Genomic DNA, 18339 nt, shown 5'->3' on the forward strand with positions numbered 1-18339 from the left:
CCCGGCAACGACAGGTTGATCGGCGGCAGCGTCAACGCCCCGGACAACACCGCATTCAACGCCGCGTTGATGTCCGCACCCAGGTTCGGGATCGTCAGCGCGGGCAGACCCGGCAGCGACGCAAAGAAGTTCGCCGCCAGCGTCTCACCGGTCTGAAGCGCCCCGTTGAGACTCGCCCCGAGGTTGCCGGCCAAATTGCCCAGTCCGTTAATTCCAGCGGCGAGGTTGGCGGCCAAGCCATTTAGGCTGCCACCCAGGCTGGCCGACAAGGCCGCGTTGAGGTCAAGAGCGAAGTTGGCGTTCAGCAGCGCTTGAAGCGCGGCGTTGGCCTGAGCAATGAGCGGACCACCCATGGCCGACAGGGCCGCGCCCGCATTTTCAAGGGCGACCCCGGCCTGGACGATGGCGTTGCCGGTTTGGACCAGCCCGTTGCCGAGACCCGACAGGAACAGGCCACCGGTCTGGAAAGCGATTCCGCTGAGCCCGGCGCCGAGGAGCGTTTCGATGGTGCCGCCAAGCGAGGCTCCCAGGCTGCTGGTCAAGCCGGCCGACAGTGACCCGCTAATCGCGGCACCCAAACCGGATATCGCGCCGCCGATCTCGGCGGCCAGGTTCCCGCCGCCCGAGAGCACCGCGGCGCTGTTGGCGACCTCCGCTGCCGCATACGCGGCCGCCCCCCCGCCCAACGTGTTGACGAACGCGTTGTGGAACGCCGCCGCCTGGGCGCTCAGCGCTTGGTACTCCTGCCCGAAGTTGCCGAAAAGCGCGGCGATGGCGGCCGATACCTCGTCGCCCGCCGCTGGCGCCAAGCTGGTGGTCGGGGCGACTATCGCCTGGGTGACCTCATCCAGGGACGCGCGAATACCCGCAAGATCTTGGGCTGCCACCTCGACGAGATCGGGAACTGCAACGACGAAAGACATGTTCATCTCCCCACGCGAATGAACGACATATACGTTTGTAAGCCCGAATTATCGAGGCAAGGCGAGCGTAATGGTGTGCCACACAAGCACATTCGAAAATGATTGTTTTCAACCGAGTCTGGCGCGCGTATTTACGATTCGGCGCGACCCGAATGCCCCCGTTGTTTGGTCCGAACGAGACTCAGCATACCGTAGGCGCGGCGGTCGCGATACTTAAGGTACAAAGCCCTTGCTATTGAACAAATTTCAGTCCGTTGGGCCTCCCTCGTCGTTGCATTTGGGCTGCAGGTGACCACGTTTGGCATGTGGCGAATAAGGAGGTTTCCGGACTGTGCGTGTTTTAAACATCGCAACGTAATTTTATCCATTATTGGTATTCGCGTACCGGAAACAAGTGAATGACAAGCTGTTTCCGCAACCGCTCGTCGCGACGACTGGCTGAACGCAGGCACGCGAATTATCCGTTCGAGCGGTTAGGACCCGCGAGAGCCCCAGCAGGGGTAAGCCGGGCTGCCGCATGTCACGGTAGACCAAATTGGTATCCGCGTACCGAAAAGTCAGGATTGACAAGGACTTTCCGTCGACGCCCGTCCTGGGACCCACCCGAACTAGAAGGTTGGGAGAGTTATTGAGATCAGCGGCGGAGGCGACGCGGGCGCGCCGACAGCCTGGGCGAGCTGTTGCGGCAGGTAATTCACCAGGAAGGGCAGCAACCCGCTGAAGGGTGTGCTGCCGGCCCCGATGCTGACGTCGATCGGAGGCAGAACAGAGTTGTCGAGAAGCGTGACCGTCGCCGTCACCGGGTAGTAGCCGGGCGCATGAAGTATTCCGTCGAGCGGGAAGTCGGCGACCACGGTGACGTTGGCGATGCTCCCGATGGCGGGCCCAGTGAGACTGGATAGGTTGAGCGCGTAAGGATATGTCGCCTGCCCGTTGAGGAAGCCGTTGACGATGAAGGCGGGTGCATCGACGAGTGCCGCGAATGCCGCGGGGGCGTTGCCGGTCTGCACGGCCGTCGCGAACGTTCCCGCGCTGTAGGCGGCCGCATCGATCGTGGCGGCGGGCGGGCCCATCAGGCTGGCCGCGAACACCAACGGCAGCCCGACGGCGTTGTCCAGTGTCACGTCGGTGGGGATCGTGAGCGACTGCACCACCAGTGATGACGTGACGCCGGTATTGGTCAGCGTCCCAACGACATTGGCGACGTTCTGGGCGATATGACCGGGTATGGCCGCCACGGGCTGGAAGTCGCCGGTCTGCAGTGCTGTCGCAATAGTCTGGCCGTAGCTCATCTGGTTGGCGACGACCTGACGCAGGAACGGAAATGGATCGGCCAACCAACCACCCACCAGGCTCTGCAGGTTGTTCGCCGTGTTGTAGACGAGCGCTTCGTATGGTCCCGCGATGCCGGTGAAGTAGGGGCCGGAGCTAGCTTGGATGTTGATCAGCCCGGGAAGTACCGAATTGGCTACGCCGGTAAGGGGATTCGCCAGGCCAGCCAGCGTCGTCGGCAACCCGGGAAGCGCGCTCGTCAGCAGGGTGCCCAGGTTGTTTCCAAGCGAGCCCAGGTTTCCCAGGGGGCCCAAGACGCCCCCGAGCGAGCCCAAACCGTCAAGAAGCGAGCCGCTCGGGGACCCGCTCCCGAGGATCCCACCAAGCAGCCCGGCTGCGCTGACGGCCTGGGCAGCGCCGGCCCCTACCTCGGCGGGCCTGGTGACCACGTTCGCCACAGCCTGTTCGGCGTTGGCGAGCTCGGCTCCGGCATAGGCGCCCGCGCTCTTGGTCAACAATCTGACGAACTCGGCATGAAACGCCTGGGACTGGGCGCTGAGCGCTTGAAATTCCTGCCCGACCTTGGCGAACATCGCGGAGACGACGGCCGATGTCTCGTCCGCCGCGGCGGGCACTATCGCCGTCGTGGGGCCCGCAACGAGTCCCGTCACTTCGACCAACGAGGCCCGAATACCCGCCAAATCCTCTGCCGCCGCCTCAACTGCCTCCGGCGCCGCGATTACAAACGACATGTCCTGCCACCTCGATTCACCGGCAGCGACTACCCGGTGAACGCCGAAGTAAACACGAGTTGAATAGCAAGTTTTGATTTGCTCGGGGAAACCGAGGATTGATTCGAATCTCTCGGTCGGCTCAGGCGGGTGACCGCTGGAGCGCGGCGTCAACGCAACTCGGAATGTCCGAAACTATCCCCGCGACAACATAATCCGGGAACCGAGCTTCGATCTTGGGGTGGCGATCTTGACGACGACGAGCACGCCACGCGCGAAGCGCTCTACAGGCGCCAGCAGGCGCGTCAATTAACCGCCGAAGGAGGACGCAAGCAGTTGGGGCGTGTAGTCCAGGAGGGCGGGAACGATTCCGCCGACGGGCGGGCCGCTGACGCTGATCGAAGTCCCGAGGAGCGATGCCGTCGTCGTAAACGGTTGCACGGGCACGAGGAGCCCGGAGAACGGAACGTCGGCCGTCAGGCCAGGCGCCAGCATTACAGGTAGCGTCTGCTCGCCGTTGAGGAAAGCGTTGGCGATGTTGGCGGGGGCGTCGACGAACGCGGTGAACGCCGCCAGTGGGTTGCCCGTGCCAACGGCCTCGAGAAACGCTGCGCCGCTTAGTGATGCCGCGAGGCCGGCGTTGACCGGCGCGCCCAATGCGTCAAAAGCCAGCAACTCCGGGAGTCCCAGGCCGACGGCAAACGATGGCGGATTAACGGACGTCACGGTCAGCGAGGCGGGAACGATCAGGTCGCGGAAAAGGTTGGCGGAGCCCAGCGCGAACTGCCCGCCCGTGCCCAGGACGGGCAGCGGGTTGCCGGTCTGCAACGCCCCGAGGATCAGCTGCGGGTTGGTGTAGGTGCTCATCGCCTTGAACACGGCGGGCGCAGTGACCGTGGTCCAGGTGTTGCCAATGCCCTGCAGGTTGGCAGCCGTGTTCGCGGCAAGGGTTTCGTACGGGCCCGCGATTCCGAGCGCGTCGCTGGTCGCCGCGGCCGCACCTCCTCCGATCAGCCCCTGCGCCGGAGCGTTCACTGCGCTCGCCAGGGCCTGCTCCGCATTCGCCGCTTCCGTGCTGAGGTAAGCCTCCGCGCCGGCGTTCATCAGGTTGACGAACTGGGCGTGAAACGCCTGAGCTTGCGCGTTGATGGCTTGGTACTCCTGGCCGATGCTGTCGAACAGCGCCGCGACTGCGCCCGACACCTCATCCTGGGCCGCAGCCACCACCCCGGTCGTCGGGCCGGCGGCGGCGGCGCTCGCCTCGATGAGCGCTGATCGGATTCCGGCCAGGTTCTGGGCCGCCGCCTGCACCAATTCCGGCTGCGCAATGACAAACGACATCGCCGTCTCCCATCGGCTCATCAGGAGGATCACCGGATGGTGACCAAGATGAACATGAGGTTAAAGGGACCACTGTGCGAGCGGAGGAAATTGCGCATTTTCGTGGCACCTGTGGCATCACGATTTCGCCACGAAGCGCCCACCCGCGCCGAGCGGCGCCTATCCAGCGGGGGTGATCGCCAGGGCGAGTTGCTGGGGCGCGTAGACCAGCAGTCCGGTCCCCCATCGCTTCATCCGACGGTCGCCCGAGGGCCATCGAGATGAACGTGGGCTTAGTCGCGCCCCAGTCACCACGCCGAGAAGCGGCGGTTTTAGTGCGGCTATACCGCCGAAAGGCCGGCTCGCGACGGCGACGTCAGGGGGTGATGACCGCCGCGAGTTGCGACCCGAAGCTCAGCAGGCCCGGGATGAGGCCACCGATTTGAGTGCCCGGAAGCGGGCCACCACCCCCGCCAAGCTGAATGGGGCTGAGCGGAGTGAGGAGCCCACCCAAGGGAACCTCGGCCACCGAGTTGAGGGTCAAGAGCGGCTGGCCGGCAACCGTCACCGTGACGGGCAGCGTCGGCAGGCTGATGAACGTTTGGCCATTCAGGAAGCCGTTCGCAACGGCGCCCGGGGTACCGATCAGCGCGGCCGCCGCCCCCAACGGGTCGCCCGTCTGCACCGCCGTGACGAACGCGAGCGCACTGGAATTCAGCGCGCTCAAGGCGTTGGCCGGCGCGCCGATCGCGTCCAGGAGGAACTGCAAGGGCAAGCCGAAGGTGATGCCGAGGTCCGCGGGATTGAACGTCGCCCCGAAGTTGGTGAGCGTCTCGACCACGTTGGCGAAGTTCTGCGCCATCTGCGCGGGGATGGACCCCGGGGGGAACAGGTTGGCGACGTTCTGCGCCATCTGTCCGGGGATGGCGAGGATCGGTGCGAGGTCTCCCAGCGGTCCGAGCGGTGTGACCGGAAGGAGCGTCGCGGTGGGCGACCCGAGCTGGCCGATGTCGAAACTGAGGGGCTGGAAACCGGGCAGCACAACGTTTTCCAAGCCCTGCGCGACGGCGGTCACCGCGCCCTGGATGTCGCCGCCGGCGAGGGCCTGACCTGCCGCCTGGAAGCTGGCAGGCAAGCCGTTCAGCCCGGTGACGAGGTCGGTGCCGGCATTCTGCAGCCCCGTGACGACGGTCTGGGCGTAGCCGATCTGGTTGGTGACCAATTGCTGCAGCAGCGCACCGGGGTTCAGCGTCGACAGGCCCTGGATGCCGGTCTGGACGGCCGCCGGCAAGCTGGCCAGCTCGGCGGGCAGGTTTTGGATACCGGTCACGATCGACGAACCGATCGTTTGCGCGTAGCCGATCTGGTTGTTGGCGAGCTGGTGCAGGAACGGGAACGGGTTGGCGGTGAAGGTGCTTCCGATCGCCTGCAGGTTGGTGACCGTGTTCGAGACCAGCGCCTGGTACGGCGCGGCCACGGCAGCGCCGAACGAGTTGAGGCCGGTGATCGCCGCGGAGGCGCCACCCGTGGGGAGCGAACCCAGACCGATGGGCGAGCTGGCGATCGCGTTCGAAATCGCTTGCGCGCCAGACTGAATCTCGCCACCGACGACCTGGGCGGCGTTGGCGGCCTCTGCACTCGCGTAGGCGCCCGCCCCCGCGTTCATCAAGGAGACGAACTGCTGATGAAAGGCCTGCGCCTGGGCGGTCAGCGCCTGAAATTCCTGGCCGAAGTTGCCGAACATCGATGCGATCGCGACCGATACCTCGTCCTGAGCGGCCGTGGCGATCCCGGTAGTGCGACCGGCCGCCGACGCCGCGGCCTCCGCAAGCGACGAACGAATACCGGCGAGATCCTGGGCCGCGCTCTGCACCAGGTCCGGCGTTGCGATCACAAACGACATCTCCACCCTCTCCTCGGGCACTAGCAGGATGACCGGTGGTCATCCGATATTCAGTACGAGACCAACGAGGACCCCGCGCCGGCGCGGCGCGAAACCCACGTGAGTCATTCGCTGCCGGTTACCGGCCGGGAACTTACCCGGCAGTAACCCTTGACAGACACGAGCCTAATAAGCCCCCGGCCGCAACGAAAAAGACAATTTGCGTTTTCACAGCTTTCGCTACGGTTTGCGATGTTTTCGGGGTGACGCACCAAATCCGCAGCTCGAGAGGCCCGTCGGACGCGACGAAGGGCGGGACGCCGGCCAACTCCGACGCCCCGCCCCTCAACAAATGGTGACGGCCGATCAGGTAGCGGCGATGTCCGCCGCCAGCTGGGCGGGGAAGCTAAGCAGCCCGGGAATCAGCCCACCGATCGGGGTTCCCCCTGTGAGTTCGAGCTGCAACGGGAATCCATCCAGATCAACCAAGACCTCGGGGGTAGTGAGCGGAGCGAGAATCCCGCCGAGAGTCAAGTAGGTCGTTGAGGGGAGGGAAAGGCCGAGCAGCGAGACGGTCGCCGGGGGCAACGTCACGACAGTGGTGCCGTTGAGGAAGGCGTTGGCGACGACGGCCGGGGCGTCCAGGAAGGTGGCGGCGAACGCCGACGCGTTCCCGGCCTGCGCCGCGCCGACCAGCGCCGCGCCGGTCGAGTTGAGCGCGCTGAGCGCATTCGCTGGCCCGCCGATCCCGTCCAAGATCAGCTGCAGCGGGATCCCAAAGCTCAGCTCGGCCGTGTTCGAGATGGTCAGCGTCGTCCCCAGGTTGGTGAATGCGCTGATCAGATTCGTCGCGTGCTGCGCAATTTGCGCCGGAACGCTTCCGGCGGGGAACAGATTGGCGACGTTCTGCGCCATCTGTCCGGGAATGGCCACGATGGGCGCCAAGTCCCCCAACGGACCTATCGGCACGATATCGGTAACGAGCGTCGATCCATCCGACCCAACCTGAACGCCGTTGAAGCCCGGGAGGAAGGCGTTGATGAGGGCTTGGTTGATGGCGCCGTATGCGCCACCGTTGTCCCCGGCGAGGAGATCCTGGGCGGCCGTCTGGAAGCCCCCCGGCAGGGCTTGGATTCCGGTGACGAGATCATGGGCGGCGCTTTGCAGACCCGTGACGACGGTCTGCGCGTAGCCGATCTGGTTGCTGATCAGCTGCTGTAGCACTGCACCCGGATTGACCGTCGAAAGGCCTTGCAGCGCAGTCTGAATCGTCGCCGGCAAGTTCGCCAACGTGGCGGGCAGGTTTTGAATTCCGGTCGCGATCGTCTGGCCGTAGAAGATCTGGTTATTGACGAGTTGGTGCAGGAAAGGGAACGGATTGCTCACCACCGTGTTGCCGATGGCCTGCAGGTTGGTGACGGTATTCGAGACCAGCGCCTGGTAGGGCGCGGCCACCGTGGCGCCGAACGATCCGATTCCGCTCATCAGCGCGGACGCCCCGCCCGTCGGGAGCGAACCCAAACCAATCGGCGAGCTGGCGATCGCGTTCGAAATCGCTTGCGCGCCAGACTGAATCTCCCCGGCGACCCCACCGAGGCCCTGCTCGATCCCGCCGCCCAGCACCGTCTGCGCGGCGTTCGCGGCCTCGGTGCTGGCGTAGGCACCCGCGCCGGCATTCATCAATGACACGAACTGCTGATGAAAGGCGTGCGCCTGCGCGCTGACCGCCTGGAATTGCTCGCCGAAGTTGCCGAACATCGATGCGATCGCAAGCGAAACCTCGTCCTGGGCCGCGGTCACGATCCCGGTCGTGGGAGCCGCCGCGGTCGCTGCCGCCTCGACCAGGGACGAACGGATACCCGCCAAATCGGTGGCCGCGCTCTGGACCAAATCCGGCGTTGCGATCACAAATGACATATCCACCCTCTCCTCGGCCACTGGACGATGACCAGTGGTCACCCACATGGACACAGCCGAATAAGGCCTCGCGCACGGACGTGCGCGAGGCCCCCCTCGACTGTTCTTGCTGTCGCTTACCGAGCAGTAAACTTACCCACGGGTAAGCAAGACAGACGTGAGTCTAATAAGGCGTCGCCTTTTGTCAATACGCGCGCACGGATTTCCCGAAAATGGTTACGCTTGCGAACCGTTTCGGACGCGGTGCGCCCAAACACCGCAGCTCAGGGTAGCCGCGCGGTTATCCGAGCGGCGGTGCGCCGATCGCCTGCGCGAGGGTTTCGGGAAGGAAGACCAGCAGGCCTGGGAGGATCCCCCCGAAGGCTGTGCCGCTCAGCGTGATGGATCCCGGCCCCAGCGCCGGGATGCTGAGCGAGGCGAACTGCAGGGGCGTGAGGACCCCGCCGACCGGGATCGCGGTGATCGTCTCGATACCGCCGGGACCGCCGAGCAGGGAAGGCAGCGGCAGTGCTGCCTGGCCGTTGAGGAAGCCGTTGGCGATGACGGCGGGGGCATCGATCACTGCGGCGACCGCCCCCAGCCCGTCGCCGGTTTGCACCGCGCCGATGAACGCGCTCGCACTCGATCCGACCGCCTGCAGCGTGGTGATCGGCGGGCCCAGCGCGTCAAGCGCGAGCACCACCGGCAACCCGATGTGCAGGTTTCCGGTGTTGAGATCCAGCGTCTGGGACACATCCGTCAGCGTCGTGAACAGATTGGTCGCGTGCTGCGCCACCGTTGCCGGAATCGTCCCGGCCGGAAGCAGATTCGTGAAGTTCTGCGCCATCTGCGCGGGGATGCCAAGGACGGGTAGCAGGTCCCCCAACGCGCCGCCGGGCACGATATCAAGGAGCCCGGTGACGGGGTCCATGGTGACGTTGAGGTCGGTGAAGACGGGGGCCAAAAAGGCGCCGCCGACTTGCAGCAGCCCTCCGGTGACGTCACCGGACATGATGGTTTGAAGACCGGTCTGCAGGTTCACCGGCAGCGCGGTCAAACCGGCCACGAAATCGTTGCCGGCGTTCTGCAGCGAGGTGGCGATCAACTGGGCGTAGCCGATTTGTTGGTTGACGAGCTGCTGCGCGAGGGACACCGGGTTGATCGCCGAGAGCGCCGAGATGTTCGCCGGCAGATTGGCCAGCTCGGCGGGCAGGTTCGCCACCGCGCTCTGGAATCCCGTCGCGACGGTCTGGCCATACCCGAGTTGGTTGCTGAGGAACTGGTTCAGGAGCGGCGCGGGGTTCACGCTGACGGCGCTGCCGAGGCTTTGCAGGTTGTTCGCCGTGTTCGCGACCAACGCCTGATAAGGGGCCGCGACGGTGGCACCGAAGTCCAGCAGGACTTGCTCGACGTTGGCCGCCTCCGCACTCGCATAGGCGCCCGCTCCGGCGTTCATCAACGAGACGAACTCCGAGTGAAAGGCCTTGGCCTGTGCGCTCATCGCCTGGAATTCCTGCCCGGCGTTCCCGAACATCGCGGCGATCGCGACCGACACCTCGTCGCCGGCGGCGGCGGCGATCTCGGTGGTGGGACCCGTCGCGGTCGCGGTGGCCTCGGCCAGCGACGATCCAACACCCGCCAACTGTTCTGCGGCTCCCTGTAGCAGCTCCGGCGCCACGCTCACAAACGACATACCGATCCCCTCGACTGTTTGCCCGATCACCAGTTCTTACTTGCAAGTAAGAACTTTTCGGCGTCGGCCGACGAAGACCATCGGCCAAATGGCGTAGAAAACCGCGCGAGGGGGTCGTAGATCCGCGGGCGCCGGTCTCAGGCGCGCAGTTCGGCGCCGACCACCTCGGCGGCGCGTCGCACGGCGGCGTCGCGGGCCGCGCTCGCGTCGTCCTCGGTCAGCGTGCGATCCGGCGCCCGGAAGCGCAGGGCGAAGGTCAGGGATTTGCGGTCCTCGCCGATCTGCGGACCGGTGAACACGTCGAACAGCTGCAGGTCTTCGAGCAGTTCGCCGGCCCCCTCGCGAACGGCGTCCGCCACCGCCTGGGCGGGCACGTGCGCGGCCACCACCAGGCTGACGTCCTGGAACACGGCGGGAAACGGCGACACCCGCGGCGCCGGCAGCACGTCGACGATGGGGATCGCGTCGAGGTTCAGCTCCATCGCGCAGGTGCCCTTGGGCAGCGCGGAGCGCTCGATCACGGCGGGATGTAGCTGCCCCGCATAACCCACGCACGTCTCCTCGACGAGCACCTCGGCGCACCGGCCCGGATGCCACGGCAGGTGCTGGGCCGCCCGCAAGCGAACGTCAATCCCACTGGCGCGGGCCACGATTCGCACCGCCTCGAACGCGTCCGCGGCTTCCACCCGGCGGCCGGGGCCCCAGGGGCCGCGCGGTTCACGCAGGCCGGTCAGCACCGCGGCGACGTGCTGCGGTTGTCGCGGCAGGGATGCGTCCAGCATCGCGATCTCGGCGTCGGTGGGCCGACGGTCGACCGGGATGAGCTCGACGCCGCGGGTCTCGTCGGTCGGCTGAACAACCTGCGCCAGGGCGAACAGCGCGGCGTCGACGATGCCGCGAGATACGTTGCGTCCCAAGGCTTCCAGCAGCGCCGGCAGCAGCGTGGTGGCCAGCGCCGGGCGGTCGGCTTCCAGCGGGTTGAGCACATGGGTGGTCGCGCGCCGCGGGTCGTCGGCGGGCAGGCCCCACAGGTCGAAGATGCCGGCGGGCAAGAACGGCGTCGGCAGGATCTCCACGTAACCGGATTGGGCCAGCGACTTGCCGATCGCGCGGCGCCGCTTCTGCGCCGCGGTGAGGCCCCGCCCCGAGGGCGCCGCCGGCAGCACCGACGGAATGACTTCCAGCCCCTCCAGCCGCATGACCTCCTCGACGAGGTCGGCGGGCTGCAACAGGTCAGGGCGCCAACTCGGCGGCGTCACGATCAGGATGTCGTCGTTTTCGGCCACCGCCGCGCCGATCTGGGTGAGGCGCCGGGCCGTCGTGCCCGGGCCGTAGGCCACCCCGGCTATGCGGTCCGGCAGGCCGACGCTGATCCGGATCGGTGGGAGCGACCAGTCCTCGCGCGGCGGATCGCCCCGCCAATCGGTCAGCGTCGGCGACACCGCTCCCCCGGCGATCTCGGCGAGCAGCGCAGCGCACCGGTCCAGGGCGGCGACCGAGATGGCCGGGTCGACGGAGCGCTCGTAACGGCGGGCCGCCTCGCTGGGCAGGTGGAGCCGTCGTTGGGTGCGCGACACCCCGGCCGGGTCCCACACGGCCGCCTCCAGCAGCACGTCGGTGGAGTCGTCGCGCACCTCGGTGGTGGCCGCGCCCATGACGCCGCCGATCGCCGCGGTCGCCTTGTCGTCGACAATGAGAACGTCGGCCGGATCGAGCCGCCGCTCGATGTCGTCCAGCGTGACGACGGTCTCGCCGGGCCGGGCGAACCGCACCGCGAGGCCCCCGGTGATGCGATTGCGGTCGTGCGCGTGCATGGGGTGGCCGAGCTCGAGCATCACGTAGTTGGTGACGTCCACCGCGGGCGACGTCGCGCGGATGCCGGCCAGCAGCAGCCGGCGCTGCAGCCACCACGGCGACACGGCGGTCGGGTCGATCCCGGTGACCGGGCGCAGGGCGAACCGGCGCACGCCCGTCTCCGGGTCCACCGTGAGCGGCCACGCCTCCCCCTCGACCGGCAGCGGTTTGATGTCGGCCGGGTCGACGAAGTTGAGGTCGTAGGCGCACGCGATCTCGCGCGCCACCCCCCGCACCGACATGCAGTAGCCGCGGTCGGGAGTGATCGCCAGGTGGAAAACGACGTCGTCGAGGCCGAGCACATCGGCGCCCGAGGCGCCCGGCGCGGCGGTTTCGGGTGGCAGCACCAGGATCCCGGAATGGTCTGCGCCCATGCCGAGTTCGGCGGCCGAGCAGATCATGCCGTCGGAGCTGCGGCCGTAGGTCTTGCGAGCCGTGATGGCAAAGCCGCCCGGCAGCGTGGTGCCGGGCAACGCCACCACCACCAGATCGCCGACCGCGAAGTTGGTTGCCCCGCAGACGATCTCGCGTGGCTTGTCCTCGCCGACGTCCACCAGGCAGGCGCGGATGGGCTTCTTGAACTCGGTGAGCTCTTCGATGGAGGTGACGCGCCCGACCGTCAGCGGGCCGTCGACCGGGCCCAGGGTGACGACCTCTTCGACCTCGTGGCCGATGCGCACCAGGGTCTGCTCGATGTCGGCGGGCGTCGCGTCCCAGCCCGGGGCGCCGGCCGTCACGACCTCGCGGAGCCAGCTCAAGGGGACGCGCATCAGGCACCCACCCCGAACGGCAGCGAAAACCGGACGTCGCCCTCGACCATGTCACGCATGTCCGGGATCCCGTTGCGGAATTGCAGGGTGCGTTCCAGGCCCATGCCGAACGCGAAGCCGGAGTAGACGTCGGGGTCAATTCCGGCGGCGCGCAACACGTTTGGATGCACCATTCCGCAGCCACCCCACTCCACCCAGTCCGCGCCGCCCTTCTTGTTGGCGAACCACACGTCGACCTCGGCGGACGGTTCGGTGAACGGGAAGAAGTGCGGCCGGATCCGGGTGCGCGCGGTGGGCCCGAACTCGGCGCGCGCGAACGCGTCCAGCGTCCCGCGCAGGTGCGCCATCGACAGGCCGCGGTCCACCGCCAGGCCCTCGACCTGGTGGAAGACAGGCGTGTGGGTGGCGTCGAGCTCGTCGGTGCGGAACGTGCGGCCGATCGAGATGATGTAGACGGGCAGCTCCCGTTCCAAGAGCGTGCGGACCTGGACCGGCGACGTGTGGGTGCGCAGCAGCTGGCGGGAATCCTCGGGCGCGACGTAGAAGGTGTCCTGTTCGCTGCGGGCGGGGTGGTCGGCCGGGAAATTCAGGGCGTCGAAGTTGAACTGCTCGGTTTCGACCTCGGGTCCCTCGGCCAGCTCCCATCCCATCGCGATGAAGGTATCGGCGATGTGCTCGGCCAAGATCGTGATCGGGTGCCGGGCACCGGGTGGCTGTCGGGTCGACGGCAACGTGACGTCGATGCCCTCGGCGACCAGGACCGCGGCGTCGCGCTCGGCTCGCAGTTCCGCCAGCCGTTCGTCGTAGCTGCGTTGGACCTCGCCGCGCGCGGTGTTGACGCGCTTGCCCGCGTCGGCGCGCTCGTCCTTGGGGACGCCGCCCAGCGCCTGGCGCGCCAGCGCCAGCGGCGAGCGGTCCCCGAGGTGCTCGGTCTTGACCCGCGCCAGCGCGTCCAGATCGTCGGCGCCCGCGATGGCGTGGCGGGCGGCCGAGACCGCCTCGGCCAACGCTTCCGGCGACAGGTCGACGGGTTGATCGCCCACGCGACGGCACTCTCCTTGCTGACGAGGCTGTTGAACGCGCCGGCATGCGCCCAGCGCAAGTGCCGATCATAGGTGATTCGGTGCGCGACGCTCGGTGCGTGCCGGGCCGTTGGCCGGCGGGTGATTAGCCGGTTGCGACCGGCTGCGGAGCGGCGTCAACCGGCAGAACCGGCACCACACCGCGTCCGGTGACGAATCGATAGGCCTTGTGGGCCGCCAGCGCGCCCAGCACCCCGAACACCGGCGCAGCGGCCATCGTGCCCCAGTGGTGCGCCAGGATCAGGAAACCAAAGCCCGAGGACGCCGCAAGCATCACGAGCCGCGTCGGCGTCCAGTGGATCGGCTGCCGGAACCGGGCGGACACCAGCACGCCCAGCACCACGGCCGCGGTGTGGCCCGCGTCGGTGAAATCGCCGCCGATGATCGCCGAGGCCAGGCCCGCCGCGACCCACCAACCGACCCATGCCGCGCGCCACCGCGCGGGGATCACCGCCGTCATCGCTCCGAGCACCGCCAGGGCGCCGTAGCTCATCCCGACATCGCTGGCCCGGGTGATCGACACCGGCATCCAGCCGAACTCGACTGCGGCGGCGAGGGCGGCGGCCACCAGCAGGGTGGCGCCGATGTGGCCAACCAGGAACGCCACCACCAGCCGGATGGTGCGCAGGTGCAGCTCGGCGAGCGCGAGCAGGCAGGTCAGGAAGGGCAACCAGAAGTACAGCGGTCCGGCGTCGACGACCAGCGCGCTGCCCAACAGAGTCCCCACGTGGCCGTGGGCCAGGTTGTGCAGGTTGGTGCTGGCTCGCTGGACGAGCACGTCATGCGCGTGCGGGCCGAGCGCGATGAGCGCGCAGCTGATGGCGAGCAGCGCCGCCACATACCCCACGGTGAACCGAACCCGGGCAAGCCGGGAGAAGATGCCCCCAATCATTGCCATCCATTATGTGGGCTAATTTGTTTCGGAAGTGTGATCAAAGGCTGTTAACTCCTTAAGAGTCTTGAGGCGATATATCCCCAGGTCAGCGGGGACGCCGGCGGGCTTACCCGCGAATACGGGCTTACGTGCACGCTTGGCGACGATGCCCAACGCGTCCAGCTCGGTCTGCGGTATCTGGTCTAACGTCGAGCTCGACACCATGATTCCACCTTTGGTGGCGCGTTCCATAACTCGAGCGGCGACGTTCACATCGACGCCGAGCCAGTCCGCGGCCATCCGCTGCGGCCGGCCGGTGTGGATCCCCACCCGCATCCGTGGCGTGTAACCCGCCACCTCAACCGATTTCAGCGCCTCGTTCGCGGCCAGCGATGCCCGCAAGGCGACCGTCGGATCGCGGAACACGGCCATGAGCCCGTCGCCCATTCGCTTGACGATGTGGCCCCCAGCGTCAAGCAACGGCGGCTCGACCGCCCGTGCCACCCGTCGCAGCAGGGTGAGCGCCGCCTCGTCGCCCGCTTGCAGCGACCATGTCGAGAAGCCGACCAGGTCGGTGAAGACCAGGGTGACCTCGGGGTTTGCCGGTCGTCGGGAAACGGTCTCGGTCAGCGCCTGCCACACCTGCAACACACCGAGGCTGAGCTCGCGCGACGCCGCGTCTCGATCGCCCAGCAAACGGTCGGCGGCGCGGGCCGCGGCCCGGGGGCCGCCGTCGCCGGCGGTGGACAACGGGTCGCCGAATTCCGGATCTCCCGGCAACAGCCGTCGCGCCCGTCGCAGAAACGACACCACACCTGGGCTGTGATTCGTGGAGTGCAGCCAGCGCGCAGGAGACCGCCGCTCCGAAGCCGGGGGCGCCGTCGCCACCGCTTCGCGATCGGTCTTCAGATCGGTCTCCGAGGCCTCGCCCGGGTCCGGATCGCGCGGCGCGAGTTCCACTTGGCCAGGTTAGGTGCTGTCAGGAGAAGCGGGCAATGACGGTCACCGCTGTGTGTCACATCTCGCAGGGAACGTCGGTCTGGCGATTCCACCGTCGCCACCCCGAGAGGCACTGAGGTTAGACGGCGCTCATGATGCCGGCGAGGAGGCCACCGAACTCAGTGCCGCTCAACGGGAAGGAAGTCACCGTCCCGTCAGTCGAGGTGAGGCTGAACGTAACGGGCTGGAGCGGGGCTAACAGCCCTCCGAAGGGAATGGTCACCGACCCCGTCGAATATCCCGAACCCGACGGCGCCGCCTGGGTGATCGTCACGGATTGCTGGCCGTAGAGGAACCCGCTGCCGACGTTCGCGGGAGCGGTGACGAGTGCGGTAAGGGCGGCCACCGGGTTCCCGGTCTGAACCGCGCCGACAAATGCCGCGCCGCTGGCGTTGAGCGCGGCTACCCCGTTGATCGGCGCGCCTACCGCATCAACGGCCAGCGCGAGCGGCGCGCCCACCTGGAGGGTTCCTGAGGTAATGGTGACTCCCAGTAGCGATCCTTCCCCATACAGCGTCAGCACCACCGGACCGAGCGGGGTGAGCGTATTGATGATGGGAATGGCGATCTCTACCCCGACCAAACCGCTGAGCAGGCCCGTGCCGCTGGATTCCAGGGCGCCGGTCAGGGCGCCCAAGCCGCCGCCAGTGGACAACGCCTCGATGGGTCCATTCACCGCGTTCAGCAAGGTCTGCTGGGCGTTCGCGGCCTCGGTGCCGACATACATGCCGGCGGTGGTGGTCAAGGCGCCCACGAACCGGTCATAGAAGGCCCGCGATTCAGCGCTGAGCGCCTGAAATTCCTGGCCAACGTCGCCGAACAGTCCCGCGATCGCAATCGACAGCTCGTCCTGAGCCGCGGGCGCGATCACGGTGGTGGGGCCAGCCGCCACCGCGCTGGCGGAGTCCAGCACCAAGCCGATGCCCTCCAGGTCCCCGGCCGCCGCCGAGACGATATCCGGCACCACGCTGAGAAAAGACATAGTCGGTCCCCCTTGGACTCGCGACCGCGGTCACGAAATCGAGCACTGAGTGTACTGGCGCGGGGCCGACGCTGGCCTCACCTCCGGTCGACAGGCGACCACGTACCCAAACGCGCACCTCGGCAAACGTCCGTATCACGACGCCGCCACGCCGGCGCGGAAACTGCGTAACAACGGCGCCGCCGGCCTGCCAAATCGTAGACAACGTGCGTTGTCAAAGTTATCGTGAGCCCAGGAGGCCGAGATGACTGCCATACCAACGACATCCGCGGATCCCCTCGGACCCGACTCGCTCACCTGGAAGTACTTCGGTGACCTCCGCACCGGAATGATGGGCGTCTGGATCGGCGCGATCCAGAACATGTATCCGGAACTGGGTGCGGGCGTCGAGGAGCATTCCATCCTGTTGCGCGAGCCGCTGCAGCGAGTGGCGCGCTCGGTCTATCCGATCATGGGCGTGGTCTACGACGGCGACCGTGCGGCCCAGACCGGTCAGCAAATCAAGAGCTATCACCGCACCATCAAGGGCGTCGACGGCGCGGGGCGCCGCTACCACGCGCTCAACCCCGAGACGTTCTATTGGGCGCACGCCACGTTTTTCATGCTCATCATCAAGGTGGCCGAGTACTTCTGCGGGGGCCTGACCGAAGCCGAGAAGCGACAGCTCTTCGACGAGCACGTGCAGTGGTACCGCATGTACGGCATGAGCATGCGACCGGTGCCTCGATCGTGGGAAGAGTTTCTGGAGTACTGGGATCGGGTGTGTCGCGAGGAGCTGGAAATCAATCAGGCGACGCTGGACATCTTCAAGATCCGCATTCCCAAGCCCAAGTTCGTGCTGATGCCGACGCCGATCTGGGACCAGTTGTTCAGGCCGCTGGTGGCCGGTCAGCGCTGGATCGCGACGGGACTGTTCGAGCCGGCGGTGCGCGAGAAGGCGGGCATGCACTGGACGCCGGGCGACGAGGTGCTGCTGCGGGTGTTCGGGAAGCTCGTCGAGTTGGCCTTCCTGGCCGTTCCCGACGAGATCCGGCTGCACCCGCGCGCGCTGGCCGCCTATCGCCGCGCCGAGGGCCGGCTACCTACCGACGCGCCGCTGGTGGAGGCGCCGGCGTTCATGGCACCGCCGCGCGACCGCCGCGGGCTGCCGATGCACTACTTTCCGCCGCGATCGCGTTTCGCCCCCCGTACGCCGCTCGAGCCCGCCAAGTTCCTGATGGAGCGCGCGGGATCGTTCGTGCACGGCACGCTCTCGCTGACCGGGTTGCGACCCGCGCGGGGCCGGCGGCCCAGGGCGGCCTGAGCAGGCCGGGCGGCTACTGGATCGAAGCGTTGGGAAGCAGGCCGCCGAAGTAGGTCCCCGGGAACGAAAGCTGCAGATGGCTGATGTCGACGGTCACCCCGGTGATCGAGATCGCGGGCAATAACGTCCCGGTCACCGATGTCCCGTAGGAAAAATACGGAAGGGCTTGGCCCACGGATAAGAAGAACTGCCCGTTGGGGGCGACGCCTTCGGTCCCGGCGGCCGACAGCAACGGCACGGCACCGAATGGGGTGTTCAGGGCGACGCTGCCATTCGCGATACCCAGCACTCCGCCGGTGCCGAAGGAAACGGCCGTCGCATTCAGCGAGATGCCGAAGGGACCGACGTTGAAGGTCTGGTTGAGACCGGGGAGGGTGACAGCCGCCGGCAGAGCCGCGGCCGGCGCGTTCCCGACGCCCGCCAACGTTTGCTGAGCGTTGGTCAGTTCGGTGCTCGCATATTGGGCCGCGGCGCCACTGAGCCCGTTCACGAACTCCTCGTGAAAAGCCGACGCCTGCGCATTTATGGCTTGAAATTGCTGCGCGTGCGAACCAAGCAGCGCCGTGATTGCGGCCGACACCTCGTCGGCGGCGGGAGCAGCGACCGAGGTGGTCTGGCTCGCCGCCGCCGCGCTCGCTTCACGCAGCTCAGAACCCAAATTCTGTAAGTTTCCGCTTGCCGCCGCCACGATGTCGGGCGTCACGTTCAGCAATGACATTGTCGTGCCTCCCTGCCGTCGAGACTGTCGCTACGCAGAC

General features: G+C 67.2%; 13 protein-coding genes. 1 reads left to right on the forward strand and 12 read right to left on the reverse strand.

Going from position 1 to position 18339, the window contains the following annotated elements:
* The 11 genes from N415_RS33180 to N415_RS04330 form a co-directional block, all read right to left on the reverse strand.
* Window positions 1-923 (reverse strand): PE family protein (locus N415_RS33180; RefSeq protein ID WP_152531238.1); only part of this gene is annotated, 923 nt, incomplete at its 3' end.
* A 608-nt stretch (window positions 924-1531) separates the two neighbouring features.
* A complete protein-coding gene (locus tag N415_RS04285) occupies window positions 1532-2947 on the reverse strand; it encodes a PE family protein (RefSeq protein ID WP_068177520.1) in 1416 nt (471 codons plus the stop codon).
* A 288-nt stretch (window positions 2948-3235) separates the two neighbouring features.
* Entirely contained in the window at window positions 3236-4267 is a 1032-nt protein-coding gene (locus tag N415_RS33185) for a PE family protein (protein ID WP_068177713.1), read from the reverse strand.
* A gap of 355 nt (window positions 4268-4622) precedes the next feature.
* Entirely contained in the window at window positions 4623-6149 is a 1527-nt protein-coding gene (locus tag N415_RS04295) for a PE family protein (protein ID WP_081665069.1), read from the reverse strand.
* A 345-nt stretch (window positions 6150-6494) separates the two neighbouring features.
* Window positions 6495-8045 (reverse strand): PE family protein, encoded by a 1551-nt coding sequence (locus tag N415_RS33190; RefSeq protein WP_068177522.1) that lies wholly within the window; start codon window positions 8043-8045, stop codon window positions 6495-6497.
* 280 nt (window positions 8046-8325) lie between these two features.
* The gene (locus tag N415_RS04305) at window positions 8326-9717 is read right to left on the reverse strand and encodes a PE family protein (protein WP_068177523.1); all 1392 of its coding nucleotides are present in this window, start codon (window positions 9715-9717) and stop codon (window positions 8326-8328) included.
* Between the two features lie 137 nt (window positions 9718-9854).
* A complete protein-coding gene (gene pheT, locus N415_RS04310; RefSeq protein WP_068177525.1) occupies window positions 9855-12341 on the reverse strand; it encodes a phenylalanine--tRNA ligase subunit beta in 2487 nt (828 codons plus the stop codon).
* Window positions 12341-13384: a phenylalanine--tRNA ligase subunit alpha gene (gene pheS, locus N415_RS04315; protein WP_068177527.1), complete on the reverse strand. Its 1044-nt coding sequence runs from the start codon at window positions 13382-13384 to the stop codon at window positions 12341-12343. The genes pheT and pheS overlap by 1 nt, the downstream gene beginning before the upstream one ends.
* 124 nt (window positions 13385-13508) lie before the next feature.
* Complete coding sequence (locus N415_RS04320; RefSeq protein WP_068177715.1) at window positions 13509-14315, reverse strand: rhomboid-like protein; 807 nt, start codon at window positions 14313-14315, stop codon at window positions 13509-13511.
* 18 nt (window positions 14316-14333) lie between these two features.
* Window positions 14334-15185, reverse strand: a complete 852-nt coding sequence (locus N415_RS04325) for an adenylate/guanylate cyclase domain-containing protein (protein ID WP_239645448.1) — start codon at window positions 15183-15185, stop codon at window positions 14334-14336.
* A gap of 190 nt (window positions 15186-15375) precedes the next feature.
* Window positions 15376-16278, reverse strand: a complete 903-nt coding sequence (locus tag N415_RS04330; protein ID WP_068177529.1) for a PE family protein — start codon at window positions 16276-16278, stop codon at window positions 15376-15378.
* Window positions 16279-16522: 244 nt separating this feature from the next.
* Between N415_RS04330 and N415_RS04335 the strand changes: the two genes are divergently transcribed.
* Window positions 16523-17581, forward strand: a complete 1059-nt coding sequence (locus N415_RS04335; protein WP_068177531.1) for an oxygenase MpaB family protein — start codon at window positions 16523-16525, stop codon at window positions 17579-17581.
* Window positions 17582-17594: 13 nt separating this feature from the next.
* On the opposite strand, the gene N415_RS04340 is transcribed toward N415_RS04335, so the two are convergent.
* On the reverse strand, window positions 17595-18284 hold the full coding sequence (locus tag N415_RS04340; protein WP_239645445.1) for a PE family protein: 690 nt from the start codon (window positions 18282-18284) through the stop codon (window positions 17595-17597).
* Between the last annotated feature and the right edge of the window lie 55 nt (window positions 18285-18339).

Origin of the sequence: Mycobacterium sp. UM_CSW, assembly GCF_000455205.1 — a bacterium.
In the GTDB taxonomy this organism is placed as follows: Bacteria; Actinomycetota; Actinomycetes; order Mycobacteriales; family Mycobacteriaceae; genus Mycobacterium.

Excerpts from the sequence above, each read along its gene's own strand:
- N415_RS04285 (WP_068177520.1), bottom strand. The coding sequence starts at position 2,947 with ATGTCGTTTGTAATCGCGGCGCCGGAGGCAGTTGAGGCGGCGGCAGAG.
- N415_RS04295 (WP_081665069.1), bottom strand. The coding sequence starts at position 6,149 with ATGTCGTTTGTGATCGCAACGCCGGACCTGGTGCAGAGCGCGGCCCAG.
- N415_RS04335 (WP_068177531.1), top strand. The coding sequence starts at position 16,523 with ATGACTGCCATACCAACGACATCCGCGGATCCCCTCGGACCCGACTCG.
- pheT (WP_068177525.1), bottom strand. The coding sequence starts at position 12,341 with ATGCGCGTCCCCTTGAGCTGGCTCCGCGAGGTCGTGACGGCCGGCGCC.
- N415_RS04305 (WP_068177523.1), bottom strand. The coding sequence starts at position 9,717 with ATGTCGTTTGTGAGCGTGGCGCCGGAGCTGCTACAGGGAGCCGCAGAA.
- N415_RS33185 (WP_068177713.1), bottom strand. The coding sequence starts at position 4,267 with ATGTCGTTTGTCATTGCGCAGCCGGAATTGGTGCAGGCGGCGGCCCAG.
- N415_RS04320 (WP_068177715.1), bottom strand. The coding sequence starts at position 14,315 with ATGATTGGGGGCATCTTCTCCCGGCTTGCCCGGGTTCGGTTCACCGTG.
- N415_RS04330 (WP_068177529.1), bottom strand. The coding sequence starts at position 16,278 with ATGTCTTTTCTCAGCGTGGTGCCGGATATCGTCTCGGCGGCGGCCGGG.
- N415_RS33190 (WP_068177522.1), bottom strand. The coding sequence starts at position 8,045 with ATGTCATTTGTGATCGCAACGCCGGATTTGGTCCAGAGCGCGGCCACC.